The following is a 26,017-nucleotide window of genomic DNA, read 5'->3' on the forward strand; positions in this document are numbered from 1 at the left end:
GCGGTTGGACACAATTTTCGGATGGCGTCGTGGCCATACAGCTACCCACGCGCAAACGCCACCGCAAACCCGGGTCGGTTGGACAAATCAAACCTCCGAGATCTGCAGCCAGCTCCAGAACTGAAAGCCCCTTCTTGCCTCCTGGAAAGCGAAATTAACCTCGATTTTTGAATTTCAAATCAAAGTCTATGAATCTTCCAACCCGAAAAATGATTTTAAAAATATTTTACAGAAGCATGCTTCCCTTTGGTCACCTTTCACAAAGGGACCATGCCCAATGCCATTCAAGACGCACATCCGCACCACCGGTTTCGCCATCACGCTCGCACTTGCCTGCTTTGGCAGCGCACAGGCCAACGAACTTGTCATCGCGGCTGACCCGTGGTGCCCGTTCAATTGCGAGCCCGGCAGCGACAAGCCCGGCTACATGGTGGAAATCGCAAGAGAGGTGTTCGAACCGCTCGGCTACACGGTGACCTACGAACAGGTCAACTGGGCGCGGGCGCTGGTCGAAACGCGCGAAGGCAAATATGCCGCTGTTTTCGGCGCATCCATTGGCGACGCGGACGACTTCGTCTTCCCGAAAGAGGCCCAGGGAAAGGCTGGCAACGCCATTTTCGTGGCGGCCGGCAGCGACTGGAGCTTTTCCAAGCCCGAGGACCTGAGCGGCAAGACGATCGGGTTGATCCGCGACTACGATTATGGCGATCTCGGCACTCAGATCGAGACCCACGGGGAAGCCAGCTTTGCCGGCGGCGACGATGCGCTGGAAACAAACATCAAGAAGCTTCTGGCCGGACGGCTCGACGCCCTTGTCGAAGAGGCCAGTGTTTTCAACTACAGCGCCGATCAAATGGGCGTTTCGGATCAGGTTCGCCTAGAAGGCGAGAGCGAATATGATCCGGTATACATCGCGTTTTCGCCGGCGCGACCGGAATCCGGCAAGCTGGCCGAGGAACTCGATGCCGGAATGAAGGCGCTCAGGAGTTCTGGAAAGCTTGGCGAAATCCTGAGCAAATACGGCCTGAAGGACTGGAGTTCGGGCTCCTGATGATTGGCCGGCCGGAGCGTCATGCGATGGCACGGCACTTTTCATCGATGGCTGGTCGGTTATGCTGCATCCTGACGTCAGACCCTTGAATGCCCAGCGGGATCCCCTCTCCCATGCCGACCATCTTCTCCAACCTGCTTGTTTCCGTCCTGCTCGCCGGGGTGGTGGCCAAGGGGGCGACCGGACCAGTGCGGGCGGACGACAGACCGCTCGTATTCGCCGCCGATGAGTGGTGTCCGGTCAACTGCACACCCGGGTCGGAAAAACCCGGCTTCATGGTGGAGATAGCCCGCGCCATCCTGGAGCCCAAAGGGTACTCCGTGCGCTATGAAACGATCAATTGGGCCCGTGCGCTGCTCTACACCCGCCAGGGACACTATGACGGCGTATTCGGCGCGCTCCGCGAAGATGCGCCGGATTTCGTCTTTCCCCGGCAACCAATGGGGCAAACGCGGGTCGGTCTATTCAAACGGGCGGATTCCCCATGGCGCTATGTCGATGAGACGTCCCTCGACGGGCGAAGTGTCGGCCTGATCCTTGACTATGCGTATGGCGAGGATCTGGAAACCCTTTTGGAAAAGCGCACCATCCCCAGCTACCAAGGGGGCGACGCACCGCTCGACATCAACCTGCGAAAACTGGCCGCCGGCCGGATCGATCTGGTGATCGAGGACGTCAACATCTTCTGGAATAAGGCGGAAGACATGGAATTGCGCGACCAATTCGAGCTGGCGCATGTCTTTTCCGAAGAAGACATTTTTCTCGCTTTGTCGCCTGCCAAGCCGCACTCCGCGCATCTGGCGGAGGTGCTCTCCACTGGCCTGGACCAGCTTCGGGCATCTGGTGAAATCGATGAGATCATGACCCGATACGGCCTCGACGACTGGAAGTGAGTAGGGTCGACCGGTCGATTGGCCCCCGCCGGTCCCGTCAGTTTCCCGGCGATGGACGCGTTTCAAGAAATTGATTGATGCGCTCGACGGTCTGTCCGGAAACGCTTTTTCGGGAGAAGAGGAAATGCAGATTGGCCGGGTAGACATCGATTACCTTAATTTCGAAATCCACGTCACCGGCTTTTATCACCCGGTGCTGCAATGTCGTGTCGGAGGCGATAATTCCATCTACACGGCCCGTCCTGAGCATTTGAACTTGTTGATCGTAAGATGTTAAAATGATTATCTGATTTTCATAAGCTGGGTGACTCAACGTCGTACTAATACCTAGCGGATAGCTGTATCCGAGCATGGTGGCAATCCGCCCGCCACGCGCGAGGAAATCAGGAAGGGAGTGATCGCTGAGCCCGTTTTCCGGCGTGCTTATAAATCGGTGGTAAGTGGTTCTATAGGGGACGGAATAATGCCCGAATTCCTCTCTTTCAACAGTGTAACTGGCGAACGGAACCATATCCAGATCGCCTGCCCTGACGAGGGCAATAGCCCGTTTCCAGGGCAACTCGAGGAAGACAAGCCTACATCCGATCGCCGCAAGCATCTCACGCATGAGTTCGGCGTCCGGCCCGGTTACACGGCCCGTGCGCGCATCCCGTAGAAGATAGGGCTCTTCCTGCCCAAACCACGCTGTCATCTCGCAGTTTTCGGTGTCCTGAGCCAAGGACCCACTTGCGGCACAGCACGCTGCAAACAACAGCCACGCTGCGATTATAGGGATCAGGTAGAGACGAGTGTTCACGGTCTTAGCTCTCCGAAGCATCCGATGGGCGTGGTTCCAAGAATTTCCCCAGTATTACGCTGTCAACATAAAGAGCACATAAATTGATATGGTCGGCGCGGTCGGGATCAAGACCTTTCACGACGGACTATTAAAAATATGGGAATGGCCGTGGACGCATTGCATTATTCTTCCGTTGCCGGATTCGACCAGTTGGGCTATGCCAGTCGCATGAACATGATTTTGACCAGCATCTGGTGGTGGCGCGGCGCGACATAGGCGGCCGACCCTTTGTGATGCCAATCGGGATCTGAACAACCAAAGGCCGCCGCGGAACTCCGGGCGGCCTTGGTGTTTGTGGCAGACCGTCCGGCGGGCGGCCGCAACAAAGACAGGAACAGCGCCATGCCGGCTTTGGCAGACCAGATCTTCGAAACACCGGGCGGGATCACCATCACACGCTCGGTCCGCCCCGCCGACTACGCGGAAGGCACGTCGCGCTGGATCGACCGGCTGGATTGCGAGCGCGGCGCGGTGCTCTCTTCGTCCTATGAATATCCGGGCCGCTACACCCGCTGGGACATGGCGCTGGCCAACCCGCCGCTGGCCATGGAAGCGACCGACCGGCGCGTGACCATCACCGCCCTCAATTCGCGCGGGGAAATCCTGCTTCCGGTGATCAAACGCACACTGGAAGCCCATGAGGATGTGGAGGCGCTCGACCGGGAGGGTGCGGCGATCCGGTTGACCGTCAAGGCGCCGGACCGCCTCTTCCAGGAAGAAGAACGATCCCGCCAGCCCTCCAGTTTTTCTGTCATCCGCGCCCTGCGCGATCTGTTTGCCTGCGCCGACGATCAGCTCGGCCTTTATGGCGCCTTCGGCTACGATATCGCCTTCCAGTTCGAACCTATCGATCTCAAGCTGGAGCGCCCCGCAGACCAGCGCGACATCGTCTTGTTCCTGCCCGACGAAATCCTGATCGTCGATCACCACGCCAAGCGCGCCTATGTGCTTGAATATGAGTTCGAAGTCGATGGTCAGGGCACGGCCGGCTTGCCGCGCGAATCTGAAAAAGCCCCTTACCAACCCGCCAATGAAGATCCGGGCCGGGGCGATCATGAACCGGGCGAATATGCCGACCTGGTGCGCAAGGCTAAGGACTATTTCCGCCGGGGCGACCTGTTCGAGACCGTGCCCGGACAGGTATTTTATGAGCCTTGCGCCAACCCGCCCTCGGCCGTCTCGCGCCGGCTGCAGCAGATCAATCCGGCACCCTATTCCTTCTTTTTCAATCTGGGCAATGCCGAATATCTGGTCGGGGCCTCGCCGGAAATGTATGTCCGGGTGACCGGCGGGCGGCGGGTGGAGACCTGCCCGATCTCCGGCACGATTCGGCGCGGCAAGAACGCCATCGAGGACGAGGCGCAGATCCGCAAGCTCTTGAATTCCGCCAAGGACGAGGCGGAGCTGACGATGTGCTCGGATGTGGACCGCAACGACAAGAGCCGGGTCTGCGTGCCGGGGTCAGTCAAGGTCATCGGCCGGCGCCAGATCGAGATGTATTCCCGGCTGATTCATACCGTGGACCACATTGAAGGTATCTTGCGCGAGGATATGGACGCGCTGGACGCCTTCCTCTCCCACACCTGGGCGGTGACGGTCACCGGCGCGCCGAAACGCTGGGCGATGGAGTTCATCGAGAACAATGAAAAGTCCCCTCGCGCCTGGTATGGCGGGGCGATTGGCGCGGTGTTGTTCAACGGCGACATGAACACCGGCCTCACCTTGCGGACCGTCCGCATCAAGGACGGCGTCGCCCAGATCCGGGCCGGCGCCACCCTGCTCTACGATAGTATCCCGGAAGAGGAAGAGGCCGAGACGGAACTCAAGGCCGAAGCCATGCGCGCCGCCGTGCGTGAAGCCGGTCTTGCGACGGAGGCGATTGCGGCAGCGCGCAAGAAAAACCCCGGAGACGGGCTCAAAATCCTGCTGGTCGATCACGAGGACAGTTTCGTCCACACGCTGGCCAACTATTTCCGCCAGACCGGCGCACAGGTTGTGACCTATCGCACGCCCGTCGCGGACAGCGTTTTCGAGGAGGTCAAACCCGATCTCGTCGTCCTGTCGCCCGGCCCGGGCAATCCGAAGGATTTTGATTGCGCCGCCACGATCTCGAAGGCGCGGGCGCGGAACCTCCCCTTGTTCGGGGTCTGCCTCGGCCTGCAAGCACTTGCCGAGAGTTTCGGGGCGGAACTCGGCCAGCTGGACATTCCCGTTCACGGGAAGCCGTCGGCGATCTCCATTTCCGGCAATTCCCTCCTGTTCGAGGGTCTTTCCGCGCCCGTCATCGTGGGACGCTATCACTCGCTTCATGCCAAGCGCGACACCTTGCCCGCCGGGTTCCGGATCACCGCCGAAACGGATGACCAGGTGGTCATGGCCATCGAGCATGACGACGAGCCGATCGCCGCGGTCCAGTTCCATCCCGAATCCATCATGTCGCTGGATCAGGACGCGGGACACCGGATCATCGAAAATGTGGTGAGCAAACTGGTCGCGGCCCGTTCCGTGACCGAGCCCGTGTAACCTGGAGCGGACGCGAAGCGGCGATGGAACGCGCACCCTTCCTTCCCATCTGGCCCGCGGAAAATGCGGCGGACATGAACGAGATCCGCCGCCTGTTCCGCGCTTATGCCGATTGGCTGAACATCGATCTCGCCTATCAGGGGTTTGAGGCGGAACTTGTCGGCCTGCCGGGCAAATACGCTCCTCCCGCCGGCGCGCTTCTGCTTGCGGGAGACAAGACCGATCCCCCGGTCGGCTGCGTTGCGCTGCGGCCCTTTGCGCAGAACGGGTGGTGCGAGATGAAGCGGCTCTACGTTGCGCCGGAGGGACGCGGCCTTGGCCTGGGCGGCCGGCTTGTGGCCGCGATTATCGACCGGGCCAAGGCGCTCGGCTACCGGCGGATGGTGCTCGACACACTGCCCACCATGGCAGCCGCGATCGCGCTCTACGAGCGCCACGGATTTCTCCAAATTCCCGCCTACTACGACACACCGGTCACTGACACGGTGTTTTTCGCCCTCGATTGGTAGCGGACCCTCACCCGCGCCCGCAAGTGGAAGCGTCGGCCAGGCCTGGCAAGGCCTCTGCCGTTTCGAGTTGCGCCTCGGCCGCCCTCACGGCGGGCATCCCCGCCATGCGGGCCTGCAACCAGGCCAGGTCGCCCTCCGTCGACCTGCGGTGGCTGTAGTCGCGCTCGGGCACAATGGGATCGAATCCGTCCTGTCCGGACTGCGCCACAGCGAACCGGAACGCATAGCCGGGCGTCAATCCCATGCGCAGATCCGAGAGGACAACCTTTCCCTCAACGAGATCCGCCCGGTAGAACCCACGGCTGAACCAGACCAACTTGTCGCGGGCCGGACTGTCATCCAAACAGGCGGTCAATTCCGGATGGCGGGGATGGCTGTAGATTGTCGGGGCGTCTTCGCCATCGAGAAACGACAGATAGACATTGTGGTACCGGTCGTCTTCCAGACCGATGACCTTCCACAAGACCGTGTTGAACGGCGCGGCGATGGCAAACACCCGGTCCGGCTCAATCCCGGCCTCGGAAAAGACCTTGGCCGCCCGGACTTCCATGCGCTGCTGCAGCACCATGCTAAGGCCCATATAGGCGGTCGAGAGGATCAGAGCCGCAGCAACCCCGCGCTTTAGCGGCCGGGTCCACTGGCGCTTGAACAGCGCCCAGATCACGACGCCAAGCAAGGGCAGCGTGTAGAGCGGATCAATGATGAACACCGAGCCAACACCGACCGGATCGGGATAGAAGGGCCAGAAAATCCGCGTGCCGTAGACCGTGATCGCATCGATCATCGCGTGGGTGGCAAGGATCAGGTAGACCGCGCCATAGGTCAGCCAGCGATGCTCCCGCAAGGCTTTGAACCCGCGTACCATCGCCTCCCCGATCAAGGGGGCCGCGATCGCATGGACGAAGAGCGAATGGGTCCACCCCCGGTGATAGACGAAGGTGTCGACCGGGTCGGCAAACGGGATCAATACGTCGAGATCCGGCAACGTTCCGAGCGCACCGCCGATAAGCGCCGCCCTTCTGGGGCCGATCTTCGACCCGAGACACGCCGTCGACACCGCCGCGCCCAGTACGAATTGCGTAAGAGAATCCATGAAGTTGTCCAAGAACTGAAGGCCGGAGCGCACATTTAGCCGGGTATGTGGTTACACCGGTGGAAATGGCAAGTGCAAACCGGAGATGTCAGCTTGAAAGACCGGCCACGATCATCGCCTCGGCGCCAATGCGGGTTCGCCCATCCGGGCTCTCCAGCACCTTCATGATCTCAGGCTCAACCGCGCGGACGAGGTGCGCGACTGGCTGCGGACGGCCAAGGAGATAGCCTTGCACTTCGTCGCAACCGCACTCGCGCAACATCAACAGCGTATCGGTGTCCTCCACCCCTTCAGCGACGATCCGCATGTTCAAGGCCCGCCCAAGCCGGACCACGGTTTCCACAATGGCGCGCGAGCTCGCATTGCGGCCGGCCTCGTGAACGAACGACCGGTCGATCTTGATGCTGTCGAACGGAAACCGGCTCAAATAGCCAAGGGACGAATAACCGACACCGAAATCATCGAGGGCAATCTTCACCCCGATCTCCTTCAAGACCGTCAGAATGGAGAGCGCGCGGCTGTCGTCCTCGATCAGGGTGGTTTCCGTGATCTCGATTTCCAGCCGCTCCGGGGGAATGCCCGCCCCGGCAATCGCCTGACGGATATCGTCGACGAAATCCTTGTCGCGGAATTGAACAGGGGACACGTTGATGCTGATCCGGTGCCGGGAAATCGCAGACGCGGACGCCCGCAAGGCCGCCTCCAGAACCCACTTGCCGATTTGCACGATCTGGCCGGAGCCCTCGGCCACGGGAATAAAATCGCCCGGACTGATCAGGCCCTTTTCGGGATGGTTCCAGCGGATCAGCGCCTCGTAGGAGTTTATTTTCCGCGTCTTCAAATCCACCCGCGGTTGAAAATGCAGTTCGAACTGCTCTTCATAGATCGCATCGCTCAGGTCCTTCTCCAGGCTTCTGCGCTGGCGCACCTCATCGCCCATGCCGGGCTGGAAAATGCAATAGGTATGGCGCCCCATGCTTTTGGCGCGGTAGAGCGCGACATCCGCATTCGAGATGACCTGTTCAGCGCTTTCGCGGCTGCCTCCAATCACCACGACACCGACGCTGGCGCTCGGCCGGATCGTCAGTCCGCCCTCGCAATCGATCGGAGCCGACAGATTCTGCACGATCCGCATTGCCATATCCTGCGCCTGAACGGCGAACTGGATATCCTTCAGCACGATGGCGAATTCATCGCCGCCAAGCCGGGAAACGGTGTCCTTGCCCCTGGTGATTGCCCGCAGGCGGTCGGCGGTGACCTTGATCACCTGGTCGCCCACCGGGTGACCGTGCAGGTCGTTGATATCCTTGAAGCGGTCAAGATCCAGCAACATGAGCGCCGCCTTGACGGGGACGGAATCCGCTCCGCGCAGGACCTGGGCCAGTTCGGCGTTGAACACGGCCCGGTTGGGCAGGTCGGTGAGCGGATCGTGCTGTGCCAGATGAAGGATCTGGGCTTCGGCCTTCTTCCGGTCGCGCAAATCGACAAGCGCGGACACCCGGGTCGGGATACCACGATAGGAAATCACGCGCGTGCGGATCTCGACCGGGACTTCCTCTCCGGCCCGGTTGACGATGGCGAATTCCATCGCCTGTTTTTCCGCCTTGGCGAGATGCCGCTCAAGATCGCCCACCCCTTCGTGACGGACAAATTCGTAGAGGCCACGCATCTGCAGTTCATCCAGCGTATAGCCCAGCAAATTGGCGAAAGCTTCGTTCCCGTCCAGAATCCGGCCATCCACGGAGATGACAATGGCATCGAACGTGGCATTCGCCAACGCCGACAGGCGTTCTGCCTCCTCACGCGAGCGGATGGCATCGGCTTCCCGGCTGATGGCCTGCTCCTCGGTCTGGATGGTATCCATCAAGGCGTTAAACAAGCGCGTGAGGCGTTCGGAGTCCTCGCCTTTTGAAACGGCCAGACGCATGGACAGATCCGCCTTGCCGGCAATCAGCCGGTCCAGCGCGTCTTCCACATGGCCGATGCCGAGGCGGGTGCCGTGTTCCGCCTCGTTCATGCCGATTTCCTCACTGACCGGATCGATGCGCAGCGGAGAGAGTGCATCCAGTCCTTTCAACACGGCATATCCGACCCCGAAGCACCAGAGGAAATTCAAAACAACGCCCTGCATCTGGACCAGAAACTGGTCAAGCATCGATCCAAGGGGCAGCAAATCCGCGGGCGCCAGAACCGCAAGGCCCAGGGTTCCGGTCACTCCACCAAACCCGTGGACGCTGATGGCGCCGACCGGGTCGTCGACCTTGAACCGCGTCTCCAGCAGATAGGCCCCGCCAATGGCTGCCATGCCGCCGAGGGCGCCAATTGCCAGCGCACCGAACGGTGTCAGGATGTGACACCCGGCGGTCACAGCCACGAGACCGCCGAGCAAGCCCGATATCGAGTTGATCGGGATGACCAGCCGGTCCTTCCAGTACCCCGCCAGATAGCCCGCTGCCGTCCCTGACGCTGCGGCCAGAACGGTGTTGGCCATGATCTTGGGCAAGTCTGCGGACACGCCAAGCGTCGATCCGCCATTGAACCCGAGCCAGCCGACAAACAGGATCAGCGCGCCGGTTGTGGCCAGAACGGCGCTGTGACCATGAATACGGACCGGGCGGCCAGCCTCGTCGAACCGGCCAAGCCGCGGGCCGATAACCAGGCAGGCGGCAAGCGCGATCCAGGCTCCCGTCCCGTGCACAACGGTGGATCCGGCAAAATCGACAAACCCCCTGTCGGCCAGGAACGCCGTCCCGGACGGATCGAGCGTGCCGCCCCAGACCCAATGGGCAAAGATCGGATAGATGAACCCCGCCGTCAGCAAGGCGCACCAGGCATAGGCGGACAGGCGCATGCGTTCGGCAACCGCGCCGGAAATGATCGTGGCCGCAGTGCCGCAGAACATCACCTGAAAAGCGAAGACCGTATAGGTCCATGGGTCGATGTCTTGCAGAAACAGAAGATCCGTGTCGAACCCGGCAAGCCAGTTGCCGCCGGACCCGAAGGCCACCATGAAGCCAAAGGCGGCGAAGACGATCACCGAAAGCGCGAGATCGAGCAGGTTTTTCTGGGCAACGTTGATGGAGTTCTTGGACCTGACCATCCCCGCTTCAAGCAACATGAAGCCGACCTGCATCAACAGCACGAGGCCGGCGGCCACCAGGACCCAGGTCATGTCCAGATATGTCTGCCCGCCGCCGCCCAACAAGGCCCCGGAAGCGCTCGCGTTGTCCGGCAGCACAAGCGAAGCCATAATGATGCCGACAGAAACAGATCTAAAATTCATGATATCCAAGTCGGGAAAGTCGAAAACCGAGAGGCTAATCTTCGCACTGCAACTTTTAACTTTGTGTATACTCCGTAAATATGCTTAAAATTGATCCGTTTTGCATAATAAATAAGCAGAAAAACACCCCTCGGATACGAAAACCCTCACCATGCGTTTGGAAGCACATGGCCGGCGACCTGTTGGCGAGGGCAGATCGGCCGTCGGAAGCACCTGTGCCCCTGCCCGCCGCGAGCGGTTCAGGCCCTGCAATGAGAGCACCGCAGAGCCTGTTCGAAAAGGACTGGCCGGACCCGGCCTTTACGTCACTCTAGCCCGAGAAAGGCGGAGGTGGCCTCAATGACGCGCCGGTGGACCTGACTCCGAACACTTCCCTCAGGATCGTCACAGATCGGGTCTTCTCCCTCATCGCGGAGCAACTCGGCCGCCCCATCCTTGCAAATTCCAAGGAAAGAAAAATGGTGCGCCGGGGCGATTTCAACAAAGGTCGCCTGCCGGAACTTCGTTCCCCAGTTAGCCCCCTTCTCTCCCATGTTCACCTCCGGCCAAATGGTGTCTTGGGATCCCAGATTGATCAGAAGCGCCGGCTTGTCCATCGCGGCGACGCTTTCCTGTGTAAATCCGTTGGGCCAGCCCGGATCGACAGCCACCACACCCGCGAACCGGGGATCGGCATAGTTGCCATCGGTCAGCGCGAAATCCACCGCTCGGAAATCCACCCCCCCGGCACCGTAGAAATCACACCCGGGGGCGGCGGGCCTTTCAGCGCAATAAACGCCCAGATCATGCGCCCGGAACTGCAAGCCCATCGCCTGCAGAACCGTATCGCCGCCAAGTGAAAACCCAAGGGCGTAAATCCGGCTGGGATCTATGTGGGGGCCGAAAACCTTGTCGTCCAAGACATGATCGAGCGCGGCGGTCAGATCCCAGACCCGTTCCGCAAAACGTGCCGAGCGCCGCGGCGAACTGTCCCCGGAGGTACTGCCGGGATGATTCACCGCGAGCACCATCGCGCCACGCAGGGCAAGCTCGGAGGACAACCAGCCAAGACCGTCCATGTTGCCCCCCGATCCGTGCGAGATCACAACCAGCGGATAAGACCCCTCCGCTATGGCCGCCCCGATCAAGGCAGGGGTGCCCTTGAAGACGATGCTGTCCCCAACCGGCGCGGTATAGATGTGTCCGCCGGCCGGGTACCAAACCGATCCCGGTATCAGACCGCTGCGATGCTCGGCCCTGATGTCGATCCGGTCATAACCGGCGAATTTCTGGGCTGCTGCGGCCGGCAGGACAGCCGTGGCCAGAGCGGCTGCGGCCAGAATTGCTTTTTTCAAAAGATTGGAAGACGTAGGTTTAGGATCTGCGGTTCGCATCGTCATATGCTCCGTGATTGACAATGCCCGCAACCTGCTTGATTTCGGCCGCCGCCAAGTCCTAGATCCGGTTTCAGGACGTCCGGTATCCGGATTTGGAACCGTTTCGAGCCTGGCCTTGCCCTGTTTGCCGGATGCCCGTTGACCCCATGATTGCCTTGCCCATCCCACTTTTTACGGCGGCGGTTCTGCTGTTTCTGGCGATGCGCGCCGCCTTCATCGGCGAAACCCCACGGATGGTGCTGGCGCTGGTCATGCTTTGTGCGGGGCAATCGGTTCTGATTGTCCTCAACCAGCACTACGGGATCCAGGTCCTGGCGCCCCTCCAGCCAGTGACGGCCGGGCTCATACCGGTCGCGGCGTATCTGACCTTTCTGATCACTGCCCAGCGCCCCCTGCATCCTTGGCCGGATTGCCTTCACCTGGTGCCGATACTGGCCATTGCCCTTGCCGCCGCCACCATGTCCTCACTTCTGGATTGGCTTCTTTTTCTGGTATTCTGCGGGTACGCCGGTCTCATCTGGATCCGGATAAAGGGTCCGGCCGCCGACCTGCCGATGATCCGCATTGAAAACAGCGATAAGGCCGTTTTGTTGTGGCGGTTCGTGGCGTTTGCCTTGATCGGTTCCGCCTTGGGCGACTTGGGCATCGGCTATGCGGTGATGGCTGGTCACGGCGACTTGAAGCCCGTGATCGTCTCCGCCTATTCCGGCCTCTTTCTTCTGGTTATCGGCGGGCTCAGCATGTCGGAGACCCTGAACCGTCCACTTGCCGATCAGGATCAAACACCAGAAGGCGGGGGAAAAACCGCGCCCAAGCCTGTCGAGCCACAAGTTGCCGCTGCTCTCCTTCAGCGCCTGGACAGCTATATGCGCGAGAGCCAGAGCTATCTCAACCCGGATCTGACGCTGAGAAAGCTGGCCCGTCAGCTTGGCGTCCCGGAAAAGCAGCTTTCGGCGGCGGTCAATGAAGCGACCGGCGAGAACCTGCCCCGCTATGTCAACCGGTTCCGGATCGATACGGCCTGCAGGCTGATGGCCGAAGGCGCCCCGGTCACATCGGCAATCTATGCCAGCGGCTTCAACACGAAGTCGAACTTCAACCGTGAATTTTTGCGGGTGAAAGGCCAATCACCGAGCGCATGGCTGGCCGCGCATGGATCCACATGAAAAACGGGCCCGAAGGCCCGCTTTGAACTGACGTTGATCGTTCCGCAGCTCAGTCCAGCTCGCGCACCGCGCCCTTGGAGGCCGAGGTGGTCATCCGGGCATAGGCCTTCAGCGCCTTGGAGACCTTGCGGGTGCGCTTCTCCAACGGCTTCCAGGCATCCGCGCCCTTGACCTCCATCGCCGCACGGCGTTTCGCCAACTCTTCGTCCGGCAAATCGACCTTCAGGATACGGTTCGGGATGTCGATGATGATCGTGTCTCCCTCCTCGACCAGCGCGATCGCCCCGCCTTCGGCGGCTTCCGGCGACATGTGGCCAATGGACAGCCCCGACGTGCCACCGGAAAAACGTCCGTCCGTGATCAGGGCGCACGCCTTGCCGAGACCCTTGGACTTCAGATAGCTGGTCGGATAGAGCATCTCCTGCATGCCGGGACCGCCGCGCGGGCCTTCGTAGCGGATCAGCACCACGTCACCGGCCTTGACCTTGCCTGTCAGGATGGCGGACACGGCCGAATCCTGGCTTTCGAAGATCCGCGCCGGACCGGTGAATGTCAGGATGCTTTCGTCAACGCCGGCCGTTTTCACCACGCAGCCATCCTCGGCGATGTTGCCGTAAAGCACCGCCAGGCCGCCGTCCTTGGAATAGGCATGCTCGGCATTGCGGATGACACCGTTCTCCCGGTCGAGATCCAGATCCTCCCACCGGCGTTCTTGGCTGAATGCCTGTGTGGTGCGCACACCGCCCGGCGCAGCCTTGTAGAATTGCTGGACGGATTCGGAATTGGTCTGGGCAATGTCCCACCGGGCCAGCGCGTCCTTCATGGTCGGGGAATGAACGGTCGGGATGTCGGAGTGCAAGAGCCCGGCCCGGTCGAGTTCGCCCAGAATGCCCATGATGCCGCCGGCCCGGTGCACGTCTTCCATGTGGATGTTCTCGACCGCTGGCGCGACCTTGCACAGGACGGGAACCTGTTTCGACAACCGGTCGATGTCGTCCATGGTGAAGCCGATTTCCCCCTCGTAGGACGCCGCCAGAAGATGCAGGATCGTGTTCGTCGACCCGCCCATGGAAATGTCCAGCGTCATGGCGTTTTCGAACGCCTTGAAGCTGGCAATGTTGCGCGGCAGCACGCTTTCATCGTCCTGCTCATAGTAGCGCTTGGCCAGATCAACGATCAGGTGCCCGGCCTCGACGAACAACCGCTTGCGGTCGGCATGGGTGGCCAGCGTCGAGCCGTTGCCCGGCAACGCCAGACCGAGCGCTTCGGTCAGACAGTTCATGGAATTGGCGGTGAACATGCCCGAACAGGACCCGCATGTCGGACAGGCGTTCTGTTCCATTTCCAGAACATCGGCATCGGACATGGTGTCATCGGCGGCCGCCACCATGGCATCAACGAGATCGATCGACTTCATCTGGCCGTTTTCCAGGACAACCTTGCCCGCTTCCATCGGCCCGCCGGACACGAACACCACCGGAATGTTCAGCCGCATGGCGGCATTCAGCATGCCCGGCGTGATCTTGTCGCAATTGGAAATGCAGACCAGCGCATCGGCGCAGTGGCCATTGACCATGTATTCGACCGCATCGGAGATCACCTCGCGCGAGGGCAGCGAATACAGCATGCCGTCGTGGCCCATGGCGATGCCGTCATCCACTGCAATGGTGTTGAATTCCTTGGCGACGCCCCCGGCCTTTTCCACTTCGCGCGCGACCAGCTGGCCGAGATCTTTCAAATGGACATGCCCCGGGACAAACTGGGTGAAGGAGTTGGAAATCGCGATGATCGGTTTGCCGAAATCATCGTCCGTCATGCCGGTCGCGCGCCACAGGCCGCGGGCACCCGCCATGTTGCGGCCATGGGTGGAGGTTCTGGAACGATAGGGGGGCATGTTTCAAACTCCCTCTTGGTTTTATGGGCCAGCAGGCAGACACCGCCTTTCGATGCCTGACCGTCGCTGATCGGGTCGGCATGGGGTTTGGCAGCTTTTGCAAGGAGTGAAAAGGCCGGCGGGATCAAAAACCGTACGCTTGGGTACGTTTTTTCATTTCCGCCCGCGGCCTTTCCGCCCTCAATCGTGACCGTTGAATAAGCCCGTGTTAACCGCGGCAGATCTAACGTATGCGCTGAGGCTTCAACCGAAACGAGCAAATGGCTCTCGATACTGCAACCCTTTACACCAGCATTACACTCGCCGATTTCGCCGGAGCGGCTGTTCTCGGTGTTTTTGTCGTCGCCTTGAGGCACCGGACTGGCGAGATCACGACAAGCCTGTGGCTTTGGGCGTCGGCCTTGCTGTCTATCGCCCTTGGAACTTTGCTGCTGGGAATGCGCGGTTCAATTCCCGACGACATCAGCATCGGTCTTGCCAATGCCCTTTGCATCATCGGCGCCGGGCTGCGGCCCAACGCGATCGCGGTCTTCTTCGGCAGACGGACGCTCTATTGGCTTCCTCTGGTCATGGCCAGCGCCTGGACAGCTTTGTATTTCGTGCCCGATTTCCGCGCCTCGGTGGCCGCACGTGTCGTCTTCGTCAATGGGTTCTTTCTCGTCACGGCCCTTGTGATGGCCTGGATCTGCTTCCGCCGGAACACAGAAGGGCTGCTGACCGGCCGCCTTCTGGGCGCTACGATGCTCCTGGAGGCAGCCGGTTTCACGATCTTCATCGCCTACCACTTGAACGCGGGCTACACAGATTTCCTGCAATCGTTCAACACCCATATCATGACCGTTTTCCTGGCGATCCTGCTGATAACCATGATCGTCGGGACGGCCCTGATCGCCGCCATGGCACTGGAACGCATTCAAGACCGGTTCCGGGCCCAGGCCCTGCAGGATGATCTGACCGGGCTGGCAAACCGCCGCGCTTTCCTGGCGCAGGCAGCAGAGCGCCTTGAAAGCCGGACTGACCGCAACGCCATGTATACCGTCATCCTGCTGGACATCGACCGGTTCGAAACCATCGTCGACCGGTTCGGCGGCCCGATGGGCGATGCCATCCTCAAGCTGCTCGGACATTTCTGCAAGAAATCCATAAGCCCGGATGCGGTGGCTGGCCGGGTGAGCGGGGAAGACATCGCGATCTTCACCCTGGATCTTTCGCGCGACGCGGCCGGATTGCTTGCCGACCGGATCGGACGGCAACTGACGGTCCAGATGTCCGAGGTCTCGGCGCACAAGCTTGAAGTCACGCTCAGTGCGGGCGTGTTCACCGGCCGTGCCTCCACACCAGTCGACCGCGCCCTCGAACTGGCGGGAAAGTGTTTGTCGGATGCCAAGTCCGAAGGGCGCCGGCGGATGGTCTATATCGATGACACCGCGGAAGGGAAGAAGCGATCCCTGCTCCGCGGTGCTTTTGCGACAAACCGGAAAACCGCGGCCTGACCGCGCAAACCCGCCGCGCCAAGATGGCTTGCCGGCCGGCCCGGGGCAGACCAACCACACCAGAGCATCGGTTTTTCCAACGGCGCCCGATACCCGGCGGGTGGTCATGCGGTCAACTGGAGGGCGGACCGGTCAGGCAGCCTTCGTGTCATTGAGAAACGGGTAGTCCGTATACCCTTTCTCGGTGCCGCCGTAAAAGGTGGTATGGTCCGGTGTGTTGAGCGGCGCGTTGCGTTCAAGTCGCTCCGCCAGATCCGGATTGGCGATGTAGGACCGCCCGAACGCGACCGCATCGGCCATTCCCGTTTCCACCTCATCGATCGCCATCGCCCTGTCATAGCTGTTGTTCGCGATATAGGCCCCCTTGAAACGGGCCCGCAGCCGGGCAACCGCCTCGCGCTCCTTGTCCGCCTGCGGCGTCGCCATCTGTCCTTCCACCATGTGCAGATAGGCGACACCTTTCTCGTTCAACACGTCGATCACATGTGCGAATGTGGTGTCCGGATCGCTGTCTTCGATCCCGTTGAAGCCGTTGAACGGGCTGAGGCGAACGCCGACCCGGCCCCTGCCCCAGACATCGATCACCGCATCCAGAACCTCGGCGAGAAAACGCACACGGTTCTCGACCGAGCCGCCATACGCATCGTCACGCTTGTTCGCGCCGTCCCGGATGAACTGATCGAGAAGATAGCCGTTGGCCGCGTGGACCTCCACACCGTCGAACCCGGCTGTCTTGGCATTTTCGGCCGCCCTGCGGAAGTCCTCGACCAGACCTGGAATTTCCGATGTCTCAAGGGCCCGGGGTGTCGGCGTGTCGACAAAGGTGCCGTTGACGAAGGTTTGGGCTTGCGCGGCGATCGCGGATGGGGCGACCGGATCCAACCCGCCCTCCTGAATGTCGGGATGCGAGATGCGACCGACATGCCAGAGCTGCAGAATGATCTTGCCACCCTTGGCATGGACCGCGTCCGTCACCGCCTTCCAGCCTTCGATCTGCGCCTTGCTGTAAATGCCGGGCGTGTTGTCGTATCCCTTGCCCTGCGGAGAGATCTGGGTGGCCTCGGTGAAGATCAGACCCGCGCCGGCCCGCTGGCCATAGTAGGTGACATGAATGTCGTAGGGCGCGTCGTCCCCGCTGCGGGCGCGGTTCCGGGTCAACGGTGCCATCAGGACCCGGTTCTTGAGCGCGATGTCGCCGAGTTGAACGGGGGTGAAGAGTTTGGCTTTGGCCATGGATACACTCCTTTGGTCGGTTTTACCCGGCGCTCGATGTCAAGCCCGGGCGGGATGGAAACGGGTTATGGACCAATCAGTCCATAAATAGGCGTGATCGCGGCTCAAGGGCCGCGCGATGCGTCTCTTTCGTTAGTCCTGCGATCGTTGCGGATGAAGAATGGCGCGGGCCGCCGCCAGGCTTCTGGAAATCTGATCAGGCGCCACACCCGACTTGCGCAAGGTCACCGTGCCGATCGCAAGCGCGGTGAGCGCCCGGGCCCGGTCACGGGCTTGGTCCGGCGCCAACGGATCGATCGCTTCGGCGAACAGCCGCTCGATTTCCGACAGATGGCGCTGGCCCAACCCGGCGACCTCTTCATGGTGCGGCGCCAATTCCGTGATGCAATTCACCAGAAGACAGCCCTTTTGCCCGCCGGCGGGATCCGCCAGCGCGATCAACATGGCGCCGGCCGGATCCTCGCGCACTTCGTCGGCAACAGCCTTCAAGCGCGACAGAGCGGTATTCGAATAGCATTCGAGAGCGGCGGCCAAAACGCCGCGCTTGGACCCGAACGCCCCATAGAAGCTCGACCGGCTCAGCCCCATGGCCGATGTCAGGTCGTCCAGGGATGTTGCCTCGAAACCTTGCCGCCAAAACACCTGCAAGGCGGCTTCCAGCACCTCGGCCTCATCGAACGCGCGCGGACGCCCGGGGCTCGCGGCCCCGGTCTTGGCGGACTTTTCGAGGAGGTGGTGTTCGGTCATGGCCCTTATGTGGACTGTTCAGTCCGAAATGCAAGGGGGGCGTTTCCAGCCCATCCCGGGCGACCGGGGCAACGGGGATCAGGAACACAGTGATCCGTGCCCCGGATTGGGCCGGACACCCAGTTTTCAGCATTGAAAAAGCGCCGATAACCGCCGCAGCCGCCCGTGGTTGGGTCTTGGCCGGCGTTTTGCCGGGAATTAGTCTCCCGGCACGCTCAATTTCGCGCTGCGCGTTTCCAGTGTCGTCAGCACGCCGCGTTCGCCGCCCTTGTGCCCGACCGCGGCCAGGGCCTCGAACACCTGGAGCGCGTCATCGAACCGGCGCATCTCGAGATAGGCGTAGCCGCGCAGTTCCGACAAGTCGAAAGGTTCAGGCGCGTATTGGCGGCGTTCATCCAGAATCAGGAGCGTTTCGGTGTAGCGGCCCGCCTCGAAAGCCACGCTTGCCCGTTTCGCCAACAGGTCGAGTTGCAATTCCCGCGCGCGTTCGGGAGGCAAACTGGCCTGGGTCGCGGCAACGGCCGCCCGGTTGACCGCACCGATGCGAAGATAAGCCAGGCTTTGGCCGTACACCGCCTCGCTCCGGACCCGTTCGCTTCCCCCGGCCAGGGCGACAGCGAAAGCATCAGCGGCTTCCAGCGCCCTGTCCTTGTCCATCAGGCACCAACCGCGCGCAAGAGCGGCATTCGGCGACAGGGTTTGCGGATTGACCGGGGCCGCACACCCGCGGGCAACCGGCGCACCGCCTTGCCCGCCTTGCCTCCCACCGGCCGCGGATGTCCGCACGCGCACTGTCGCGCCGACCTCGGAAATCCTGGCCGAGCGGCCCGCCCAGCTTGCGACCAGCGCGCTCAAGCGGTCCCGGTCGCCCAGATTGTTGAGCGAAAGCGCCAGGCCGAAGGCAGCCGGCTCGAAATCCGCATCCCACGACAGCGCCACCTCGAACCATTGCGCCGCCGTCTGGATTTGCCCGATCTCGTAGGCATACCAGCCGATTTCCTGGGCGGTGTTGGCATCGCGGGCTGCCGCAGTCGCCTCGGAGATCTGGGCCAGGGCCGCGGCACTGACCTCGACAACGGGCCGCTTGGCCAGAACTGCTGACGCAGCGGCGAGGTAGTTGTCGCGCGCCTCCCCGGAGCCTTGCCATTCCGGACGCAGGATCTGCTCGGCCTCGAACGGCTTGTCTTCGCCGATCAGCGCGAGCCCAAGCCCCTGCGTGGCCTCGTTCCGCCCATCGGCGTCCAAAGCGCGTTGAAACCACGATCGCGCTGTTTCAAAGTCCTTCTGATCCAGATGGTACCACCCCAAGAGCATGGCATTGTCGGCCGACCCGCCGTCTACTGCCTGCGCTTCCACAAGGGCGAGATCGGCCGGGTCCGCCTTGGATCCGTCATTGAGGCTTCGGGAGACGTTCAACCGGGCCAGATCGGCGCGCACTGCCTCCAGTTCCTCCGTGGAGCCGGCTTTTTCCTGTTCCTCGGCAACCAGTTCATCCACCACTTCGGGCGGCAGATCGGCAATGGCCTTCTGGATGGTGGCGATGCGCTCCGACGGCACCTCGCAATTCTGCAAAATGTAGGAATAGGCGTCCTGCGCGCGATCCCGCCGGTCCGTCTGGGCGAACGCCTCCGCAAGCCGCCAGATCACATCGACATTGGCACAGGTCAAAAGGTCCGGGTTCTCGGCCGCGATCCGGGTCACGGTGGCGTATTGGGCCAGATCCGAGGCGTTCACCAGCCGGACACGGGCTTCGGCCGCCGCAAGCTTCTCCAAAAGGTCGTCAGGCGGGACCCAGCCGGGCTCCCTCGTGCGCCGTTCGTCGATCCGTCTGCGAACCTCCGCATACTGACCTTCCCCGAACAACGACCACATCTGGTCAAGTTCCGGATCGCCCCCGTTCCGCAGGACCGACAGATCCGTGGGCGGCTCCCAACCGGGATACAACCGCTGGAGCCGTTCGACTTCCTTCTGGTAGCGCTCCGCGTCCCCGGTCTGCAAGAAGTAGCGCAAGCCCGAGAGATCGGCCGCTGGAAGAGGTGTCCCCGCCGCATCCGCGCTGGACGGGAGAGCGCCATTAGCGGGTGCCACTTGCTCTTCCGGCAAGAAAGCGGGTCCCACCGACCGGATCTCCGGCCCGTTGCGCGCGGCCCCGTTGCCGGCCGGATCGGTTTCATCCGCGGACAGGACCGTGTGGGCGAAGAAGGCTACGGCCGCAAGCAGTCCAAGCTTGGTCAAGGCATTCATCGGCACCTCGGATGGTTCTCGGCAAGATAGGACAACATCAGCAGATGGAGCGTTGAGGGATAATAGTGGGTGGGGCGAAACGTCGTGAGCGCCTTGTCGAGCGGCACACCTTCGAAGATGCACCGCAGGGCCGCGCCGATCACGAGATATCCGGGATCGGTAAGGCGGTCCTTCGCTTCCCCTGTCTCCACATTCAAGATGGGCACCCGGTTGTCCGGCGCGCTCATGGCGTCGAGAAAGGGCAACAACAACGCCGGCGACACGTGTCCTGCGCGCAGCAGATAAAGCGGGACCCGGATCGCGTTGTAGCCGAATTCTGGAGGAAATCCGGCGGCCGGTTCAAGCCCGGCACGCACGCTGATCCAATCGCTTGGCAGGTTGTCCGGCCCGAACCTGGCCTCCCGCACCAGGCGGAGCCCCGATTTCGACAACTCGGCCCACCGCCCGTCTCCCGTCAAATCGCCCAGCACGGGCAGCGCCTCAAAAATCCAATAGGACAGGTTCACGACCGGGCCGTCCGGCCTGTCATCCCCGTCGAACCCGTCAACGGCCGGCCTGATCAGAACGGCACCGTCCTTTTCGAAGAAGAGTTCACGTTCCATGGCGCGCGTGATCCGTTCGGCCGCCGCTCTCAGGTCGGGACGCTCCCAGGCCCGATCCGCAAGGACCAGGCTATAGGCGATCAGAAGATCGCCGTCGGAGGCATTGTTCACATCTGATATGCGGGGTGTGGTTCGCGGATCCCATTTCCACACCACGAGCCCATCGTCGCGCAGCCAGAGATTGGTTTTTGTAAAAGTCCAGATCTGGTCGAATGCCGCTTCATCATCGGCCAGAAAGGCCAGCAGCAATCCGTAGCCCTGGCTTTCGCTATGGCTGATGCCGCCGTTTGCATCGTCCACGACGCGGCCATCGGACGTCAGAAACCGGCTGGTGTAAGCGGCCCAGTTCTCCGGCGAAATCGTGCCTTGTTGCGGCATCTGAGCCTCCGCCCCCCCGAGCCAAAGGACTTGCAGCAGCAAAAACACCGCCACGCGCCAGGCAACACGGATCCGGGTGGACAAAAGCGCTATGACCGCCTCCCCGAAACCTTGAGCAGTCCAGAGACCGCCATGCCGAACAATACGATGACCGCGAACAAGACCATGCAGAACACAAGAGCGTTGATGGACAACCAGTTTGCCAGGACCAGACGCAGGTTCGAAAAGCCGAGCGGCTCGGTGGCGATCAGGGTGGTGCGTTCATGCCGGACGGACACGACTTCGCCAAGCCCGGCCTGGATCGCGCTTACACTCCCGTTGAGCCGATCCGAATAAGTCAGAAAGGCATCCATGCTCTGCTCAAGGCTCTGGCCGTCCGGCGCGGTGAGAACCGTCCAGGCGACGGGTACGCCGCCGGCCGCATTCTGCGCCACCAGCACATTCGTGCCCGGCGGTGGCGTATAGCTTCCCTGAGCGGGCGGTCGGAGCGCCAGGTTCTGTTCGGAGATGTTGAAGCTGCGCTGCATGTCCCGCATGAACCGCATGAACCGGCCATGCCATCCCTCTTCGGCCAGGCGGTTCCGCCAGCTCTCCAGCGTTTCCCGGTTGTCCAGGGTCAGACCGCGATTGTCGGCGGGCCGGCCCGCGGAGTGCGCCCAATCCGTGTCCGCAGCCCCCTCAAGCCCGACATAGGCCAGAGCTTGACTGGGCAGGTCGGAGATGCTGCCGATCAGGATCGCGCTGTCCTGGGCCGTGATCGGTGCCGACGTACCGCTGTCGATCGCGAGTGGACGCCCGGCGGCCACCGCAAGATTGGCGATCACCGTGGTCGCAGCGGACAAGGTGAGGTCCCCGAAATCCGGCAGGAAGAGCCGCGTCGCGTCGTCCCGCGCGCTGTACGGATACGCGAAACCGGAAAAAGACGCCAGATTGGGCAGTTGCGCGATACGGCCGAACGCGGGAAACACAACCTGTGACGTGTCGAACAGCACGAAGCGCCGGTCGGCGGTCCCGGTTGTCCCGGCCGCGCAAGCCGCGTCCTCGGCCGTGTCGAAGCGCCCCTCGATCGTGACCGTATTCAGTCCCGGCCGGGCATTTCGCATCGGCACGGATACCGGGAACTTGTTCATGATCGAACCGCCCACCTGATTGATCGGGACATTGGCGGCGATGTTGCCGTTCACATAGATCGACAAGGCGCTCCCGGGGCGGACACTGGGCGCATAGGCGGCATCCAGAAGGATCTGGAAGTATCCATAGGCATCGGCATAAAAATCCGCCGGCAGCCCGAATTCGAACTGCGCCCGGAAAAGTCGGCCGGAAAACTCCTGCGTTGGAATTCCCACATCCGAAAGCGCGAAGCGCCGGGCGGTTTCGATCAGCGGCGGTGCCGGTGCGAACCGGTTCTGGGTTCGCAGGCTCCCCGCTTCCCGGTCATCGTTCACCTGGGCCGCCACAGCGCCGATCCGGTTCACCGCTTCCTCGAGCTCCGCAAGGGTCCCGCCGGTGACCAGCAGGAACTGGCGGCCATCCGATGGACTGTCGACGAACCCGGCGGACGGCGCACTGCCAAGAGAGCCGCTCAGCTCTTCGAAGGGCGCCAGTTGCGCATCGGTTCCGAAATAAACCGTCAGCTCCGCCGGGGTGCCCTTAGGGGAAGATGTGACCGAGACGGAGGGGCGCGGCATGTCAATGATAAGCGCGATGGTCTGCGTCAGCTGGAACAGCGCATCGCGATAGCCAGCCTCATCAAGGCCTGGGGCGACGATGACGATTTCTGTCAGACCCTGGGGGTCGTTGCCGATGGCCGCCAAATCGGCGATCTCCCCAAACCGGTTCGCCGCCGGATCTTCAAAGGACAGGAAACTGTCCGCCGTTTTGATGTCGGTCCACAATTGAAAGGTCGATTCCACGCTGCAATCCGTGCGGTGGCGTTGCCGGGCGGACAGGTCGAATGTGTTCCGTCCGGCCTGGAGCAAACCGGCCGGAATCTCGGCGCGCAAATTGCGGGGCGTATCGGGCGACGAGATCGTCTCCCGCAGGATCGGCTCGCCATTGACCGAAAGGCTCAACTCCGAAAACTCCGGCGCGACGAAAACGGAGTTCTGGTAGCCCAGAGTGAGCGAGGCCGGGCTGGCCGCCTGCGCCCGTGTCAGCACGACGGACCATGACCGCCGGTCGATCTCTCCGCGCAATTGCAGTTGCTGGTCCGGGACGATGTAGTGCCGCGCGTTGTCCTGATCCGCGCCTGGAAGCGGCAGACCACCCGCGGCGGTCATCTCCGGCGAAGGTGTCATGGAGGACGCGCCGGCGTCCTCGCGCCCCGCAGCACCGGAGGGTACCTCCCCCCCGGGACCGCCGCCGCTTTCCAGTTGCTGGTATCGCTCAGGCTCCATGCTGAAAGGCGCAGGCTGCGCAAGCGGCGTCATGGGTGCGGCGGCAACGGCAAGCGCGAACACAGAAACGTTCAGCAACGGGACCGGGATACGCCAGATCATGACCGGGCCTCCCGGGAGGCCCCGGCCGGCAAGCGGCCCTGCGTTTTTCCAAACTGCGCGCCAAAATAGGCAAGACCCCGGCCGGTCTGATAGAGCGACATCCGCAGAAAGCGCAAGATACCGCCGATGACACCCGGATTGTAGCGCCGGTGGGTCTGGAATTCGGACCATTGGGCAGAATTGGCGAAGACAAGATCCGCGACGATCCGGTAGTGCGCCGGCCTTTGCGTCACGTACTGGCCGCCAAAGATTGCGCCTTCGCGCGTGTTCTCGAGATTGGTGATCGTCAGCGGCAAGGTGTCTTCGGGCAGGTCCGCGAGCGGTGTGACGCGCAACTCGACCTCCTCGCCAACCGAAACGGTTCGCGCACTTTTGCCGATCACATCGATGCGGATCCCCTGGGTCGACACATTCTTGATGGCGGCCTGCAGCCAGTCGTCGCCAACATGGATCTGGCACCTGCGGTTGACCTTGACGCGCCGGGTGGCCTGCCGCTCGCCCCGCTCGGAGACAACCCCCAGAGCGCAGCCGGCCAGAATGAGGTTCAGGAAGTTCCAGATCCCCACGACAACCGTGATATCGGCTTTGTAGGGTTCCGTCTCAAGCCGGTACAAGGTTACCGCGACACCGGCCAGAAGCACGGCAAAGATGATGAAAAACGGCATGCTGTGGCTGGACATGCGCCGCTCGGTCACAGCCACCTCCTTGGACGTGACCTTGAAGGTCGGCTTGCGCGGATTGAAAAACACCGAGATCACCGCCGGCAGCAAGTGGACCGACTGAATGTACTCGTAAAGCTCAGAGATCAGCGGCCATCGGTAACGGCCGTAGAGATAGTTCTGAATGATCAGATTCACGATGATGTACACGGACGTGTAGATAAAGAAGTCCTGGCCCGAGGCCACGAAGATTTGCAGATCGAGAAACAAATAGAAAAGCGGCGCCAGCAGAAAGATCATCCGGGAAAAGGGAAACAGCCAGAACAGGCTTGAGGAAAGGTAGCAAAGCCTTTGCGGAAGCGTCAAACCGCGCTTGAACAGCGGGAAGTGGAAAATGAGGATCTGCATCATCCCCTGGGCCCACCGGCTTCTCTGGCCGATGAAGCTGGAAAAGGTCGACGGCTGCAGGCCGGCAATCAACGGCCGGTCGATATAAAGGCTGTTCCAGCCGCGCGCATGCAGCGTGATCGCCGTTTCACAGTCTTCGGTGATGGTGATCCCGCTGAAACCGTCGGTTTCTTCCAGCGCCTTCCGGCGCAAGACCGCTGCGGAGCCGCAAAAAAACGAACCGTTCCACTTGTCCAGCCCGCGCTGGATCAGGCCGTAGAACATTTCGTTTTCCGACGGCATTTTCTCGAAGGTCCGCAGGTTCTTTTCAAGCGGATCGGGATTGAGAAAGAAGTGCGGCGTTTGAACCAGAAACAGCTTGGGATCGTCGTTGAAGTGGCCAACCGTTTCCAGAAGGAAATCGCGGGTGGGGGCATGATCGGCATCGAACACCACGACGAGTTCCGCCGACGAATGTGTCAAACCATTGTTCAAGTTGCCCGCCTTGGCGCTTTCGTTCCGCTCGCGGGTGAGATATTTCGCGCCCAGTTTTTCGCACAAGACCTGAAGGTTTTCGTAGCGGCGCTGCGCGGCCTGGGCGTCCTGGATATTCGCAGCGCCGCGCTTTTCGGCGGTCCCGCCATCGTCCAGCAGCCACACCGTCATGCGGTCCGCCGGATACTCCATTCCAAGGGCCGCCGACAACGTTCCCGCCAGCAGTTCCTCGTCCTCGTTGTAGGTGGGAATGAACACATCGACCGTTGGAAAATGCTCATCCTCCCGCAACCGGCGCGGGGCGCGCGATGGAAGGGGCTTGGACACGATGAAGATGCTCAGACCCAGCATGAGAATGCTGTAGAGCTCGGCCGAGTAGAGCAGGATCGCGGGAACGAAATTCTGCAGCTCCGAAACGGGCGGCAGGGTGCTGGTCGTGCGCCAGTAAAGATACCGGATGACGATGGCCGCACCGAACATAATGACAACGACGCGAAACGTTCCTTCAGGCGCGATCATTTTCAAGCCAACGATCGACAGCACAATCGTCAAGCCAATGAAAAGCTGCGCCTCCGCGCTCACCGGAAGCGTCAACAGGAACAAGAAGGCCGCTCCCAAGCCAATGGCCAAAAGAACTCGAACGAGTTTCATCAAA

17 protein-coding genes are annotated in these 26,017 nt (G+C 61.6%); 6 read left to right on the forward strand and 11 right to left on the reverse strand.

Annotation, left to right across the window (positions count from 1 at the left end; all coding sequences use genetic code 11):
• The first annotated feature begins 277 nt into the window (after positions 1-277).
• Positions 278-1,051, forward strand: a complete 774-nt coding sequence (locus F0184_RS07050; protein ID WP_150495455.1) for a substrate-binding periplasmic protein — start codon at positions 278-280, stop codon at positions 1,049-1,051.
• 113 nt (positions 1,052-1,164) lie between these two features.
• On the forward strand, positions 1,165-1,944 hold the full coding sequence (locus tag F0184_RS07055; RefSeq protein ID WP_172972017.1) for a substrate-binding periplasmic protein: 780 nt from the start codon (positions 1,165-1,167) through the stop codon (positions 1,942-1,944).
• A gap of 37 nt (positions 1,945-1,981) precedes the next feature.
• Here F0184_RS07055 and F0184_RS07060 read toward each other — a convergent pair whose 3' ends face one another.
• Complete coding sequence (locus tag F0184_RS07060) at positions 1,982-2,740, reverse strand: substrate-binding periplasmic protein (protein WP_172972018.1); 759 nt, start codon at positions 2,738-2,740, stop codon at positions 1,982-1,984.
• Between the two features lie 384 nt (positions 2,741-3,124).
• Here F0184_RS07060 and F0184_RS07065 point away from each other — a divergent pair, with 384 nt between their 5' ends.
• The gene (locus F0184_RS07065) at positions 3,125-5,305 is read left to right on the forward strand and encodes an anthranilate synthase component I (RefSeq protein WP_150495458.1); all 2,181 of its coding nucleotides are present in this window, start codon (positions 3,125-3,127) and stop codon (positions 5,303-5,305) included.
• A gap of 23 nt (positions 5,306-5,328) precedes the next feature.
• On the forward strand, positions 5,329-5,814 hold the full coding sequence (locus tag F0184_RS07070) for a GNAT family N-acetyltransferase (protein ID WP_150495459.1): 486 nt from the start codon (positions 5,329-5,331) through the stop codon (positions 5,812-5,814).
• Positions 5,815-5,821: 7 nt separating this feature from the next.
• Here the strand turns inward: F0184_RS07070 and F0184_RS07075 are convergent, their stop codons facing one another.
• From F0184_RS07075 to F0184_RS07085, 3 genes are all read right to left on the reverse strand, one after another.
• A complete protein-coding gene (locus F0184_RS07075; RefSeq protein WP_150495460.1) occupies positions 5,822-6,907 on the reverse strand; it encodes a metal-dependent hydrolase in 1,086 nt (361 codons plus the stop codon).
• A gap of 88 nt (positions 6,908-6,995) precedes the next feature.
• Positions 6,996-10,190, reverse strand: coding sequence for an ammonium transporter (gene amt / locus F0184_RS07080; RefSeq protein WP_208998357.1), 3,195 nt, complete (start codon positions 10,188-10,190; stop codon positions 6,996-6,998).
• Positions 10,191-10,495: 305 nt separating this feature from the next.
• On the reverse strand, positions 10,496-11,524 hold the full coding sequence (locus tag F0184_RS07085; protein ID WP_206668312.1) for an alpha/beta hydrolase family protein: 1,029 nt from the start codon (positions 11,522-11,524) through the stop codon (positions 10,496-10,498).
• 188 nt (positions 11,525-11,712) lie between these two features.
• Here F0184_RS07085 and F0184_RS07090 point away from each other — a divergent pair, with 188 nt between their 5' ends.
• Positions 11,713-12,732 (forward strand): AraC family transcriptional regulator, encoded by a 1,020-nt coding sequence (locus tag F0184_RS07090; protein WP_172972019.1) that lies wholly within the window; start codon positions 11,713-11,715, stop codon positions 12,730-12,732.
• Between the two features lie 49 nt (positions 12,733-12,781).
• Here F0184_RS07090 and ilvD read toward each other — a convergent pair whose 3' ends face one another.
• Complete coding sequence (ilvD, locus tag F0184_RS07095) at positions 12,782-14,626, reverse strand: dihydroxy-acid dehydratase (RefSeq protein ID WP_150495462.1); 1,845 nt, start codon at positions 14,624-14,626, stop codon at positions 12,782-12,784.
• A gap of 260 nt (positions 14,627-14,886) precedes the next feature.
• Between ilvD and F0184_RS07100 the strand changes: the two genes are divergently transcribed.
• The gene (locus F0184_RS07100) at positions 14,887-16,119 is read left to right on the forward strand and encodes a GGDEF domain-containing protein (protein ID WP_150495463.1); all 1,233 of its coding nucleotides are present in this window, start codon (positions 14,887-14,889) and stop codon (positions 16,117-16,119) included.
• A 132-nt stretch (positions 16,120-16,251) separates the two neighbouring features.
• Here the strand turns inward: F0184_RS07100 and F0184_RS07105 are convergent, their stop codons facing one another.
• The 6 genes from F0184_RS07105 to bcsA all read right to left on the reverse strand — a co-directional run bounded on the left by F0184_RS07105 (position 16,252) and on the right by bcsA (position 26,013).
• Entirely contained in the window at positions 16,252-17,352 is a 1,101-nt protein-coding gene (locus F0184_RS07105) for an alkene reductase (protein WP_150495464.1), read from the reverse strand.
• A 132-nt stretch (positions 17,353-17,484) separates the two neighbouring features.
• Positions 17,485-18,099, reverse strand: a complete 615-nt coding sequence (locus F0184_RS07110; protein ID WP_150495465.1) for a TetR/AcrR family transcriptional regulator — start codon at positions 18,097-18,099, stop codon at positions 17,485-17,487.
• Positions 18,100-18,297: 198 nt separating this feature from the next.
• On the reverse strand, positions 18,298-20,343 hold the full coding sequence (locus tag F0184_RS07115) for a tetratricopeptide repeat protein (RefSeq protein ID WP_150495466.1): 2,046 nt from the start codon (positions 20,341-20,343) through the stop codon (positions 18,298-18,300).
• A complete protein-coding gene (locus tag F0184_RS07120; RefSeq protein ID WP_425299501.1) occupies positions 20,340-21,377 on the reverse strand; it encodes a family 8 glycosyl hydrolase in 1,038 nt (345 codons plus the stop codon). Before F0184_RS07120 ends, F0184_RS07115 begins: the two co-directional genes overlap by 4 nt.
• Positions 21,378-21,412: 35 nt before the next feature.
• Positions 21,413-23,821 carry a cellulose biosynthesis cyclic di-GMP-binding regulatory protein BcsB gene (locus F0184_RS07125; protein ID WP_150495468.1) on the reverse strand — a complete coding sequence of 803 codons (2,409 nt, stop codon included), beginning with the start codon at positions 23,819-23,821 and terminating at the stop codon, positions 21,413-21,415.
• Positions 23,818-26,013, reverse strand: a complete 2,196-nt coding sequence (gene bcsA, locus F0184_RS07130) for a UDP-forming cellulose synthase catalytic subunit (protein WP_150495469.1) — start codon at positions 26,011-26,013, stop codon at positions 23,818-23,820. The genes F0184_RS07125 and bcsA overlap by 4 nt, the downstream gene beginning before the upstream one ends.
• Between the last annotated feature and the right edge of the window lie 4 nt (positions 26,014-26,017).

The organism is Roseibium aquae (assembly GCF_008711285.1).
In the GTDB taxonomy this organism is placed as follows: domain Bacteria; phylum Pseudomonadota; class Alphaproteobacteria; order Rhizobiales; family Stappiaceae; genus Roseibium; species Roseibium aquae.

Excerpts from the sequence above, each read along its gene's own strand:
- F0184_RS07050 (WP_150495455.1), top strand. The coding sequence starts at position 278 with ATGCCATTCAAGACGCACATCCGCACCACCGGTTTCGCCATCACGCTC.
- F0184_RS07055 (WP_172972017.1), top strand. The coding sequence starts at position 1,165 with ATGCCGACCATCTTCTCCAACCTGCTTGTTTCCGTCCTGCTCGCCGGG.
- F0184_RS07065 (WP_150495458.1), top strand. The coding sequence starts at position 3,125 with ATGCCGGCTTTGGCAGACCAGATCTTCGAAACACCGGGCGGGATCACC.
- F0184_RS07070 (WP_150495459.1), top strand. The coding sequence starts at position 5,329 with ATGGAACGCGCACCCTTCCTTCCCATCTGGCCCGCGGAAAATGCGGCG.
- F0184_RS07075 (WP_150495460.1), bottom strand. The coding sequence starts at position 6,907 with ATGGATTCTCTTACGCAATTCGTACTGGGCGCGGCGGTGTCGACGGCG.
- amt (WP_208998357.1), bottom strand. The coding sequence starts at position 10,190 with ATGAATTTTAGATCTGTTTCTGTCGGCATCATTATGGCTTCGCTTGTG.
- F0184_RS07090 (WP_172972019.1), top strand. The coding sequence starts at position 11,713 with ATGATTGCCTTGCCCATCCCACTTTTTACGGCGGCGGTTCTGCTGTTT.
- ilvD (WP_150495462.1), bottom strand. The coding sequence starts at position 14,626 with ATGCCCCCCTATCGTTCCAGAACCTCCACCCATGGCCGCAACATGGCG.
- F0184_RS07100 (WP_150495463.1), top strand. The coding sequence starts at position 14,887 with ATGGCTCTCGATACTGCAACCCTTTACACCAGCATTACACTCGCCGAT.
- F0184_RS07105 (WP_150495464.1), bottom strand. The coding sequence starts at position 17,352 with ATGGCCAAAGCCAAACTCTTCACCCCCGTTCAACTCGGCGACATCGCG.
- F0184_RS07110 (WP_150495465.1), bottom strand. The coding sequence starts at position 18,099 with ATGACCGAACACCACCTCCTCGAAAAGTCCGCCAAGACCGGGGCCGCG.
- F0184_RS07115 (WP_150495466.1), bottom strand. The coding sequence starts at position 20,343 with ATGAATGCCTTGACCAAGCTTGGACTGCTTGCGGCCGTAGCCTTCTTC.
- F0184_RS07125 (WP_150495468.1), bottom strand. The coding sequence starts at position 23,821 with ATGATCTGGCGTATCCCGGTCCCGTTGCTGAACGTTTCTGTGTTCGCG.
- bcsA (WP_150495469.1), bottom strand. The coding sequence starts at position 26,013 with ATGAAACTCGTTCGAGTTCTTTTGGCCATTGGCTTGGGAGCGGCCTTC.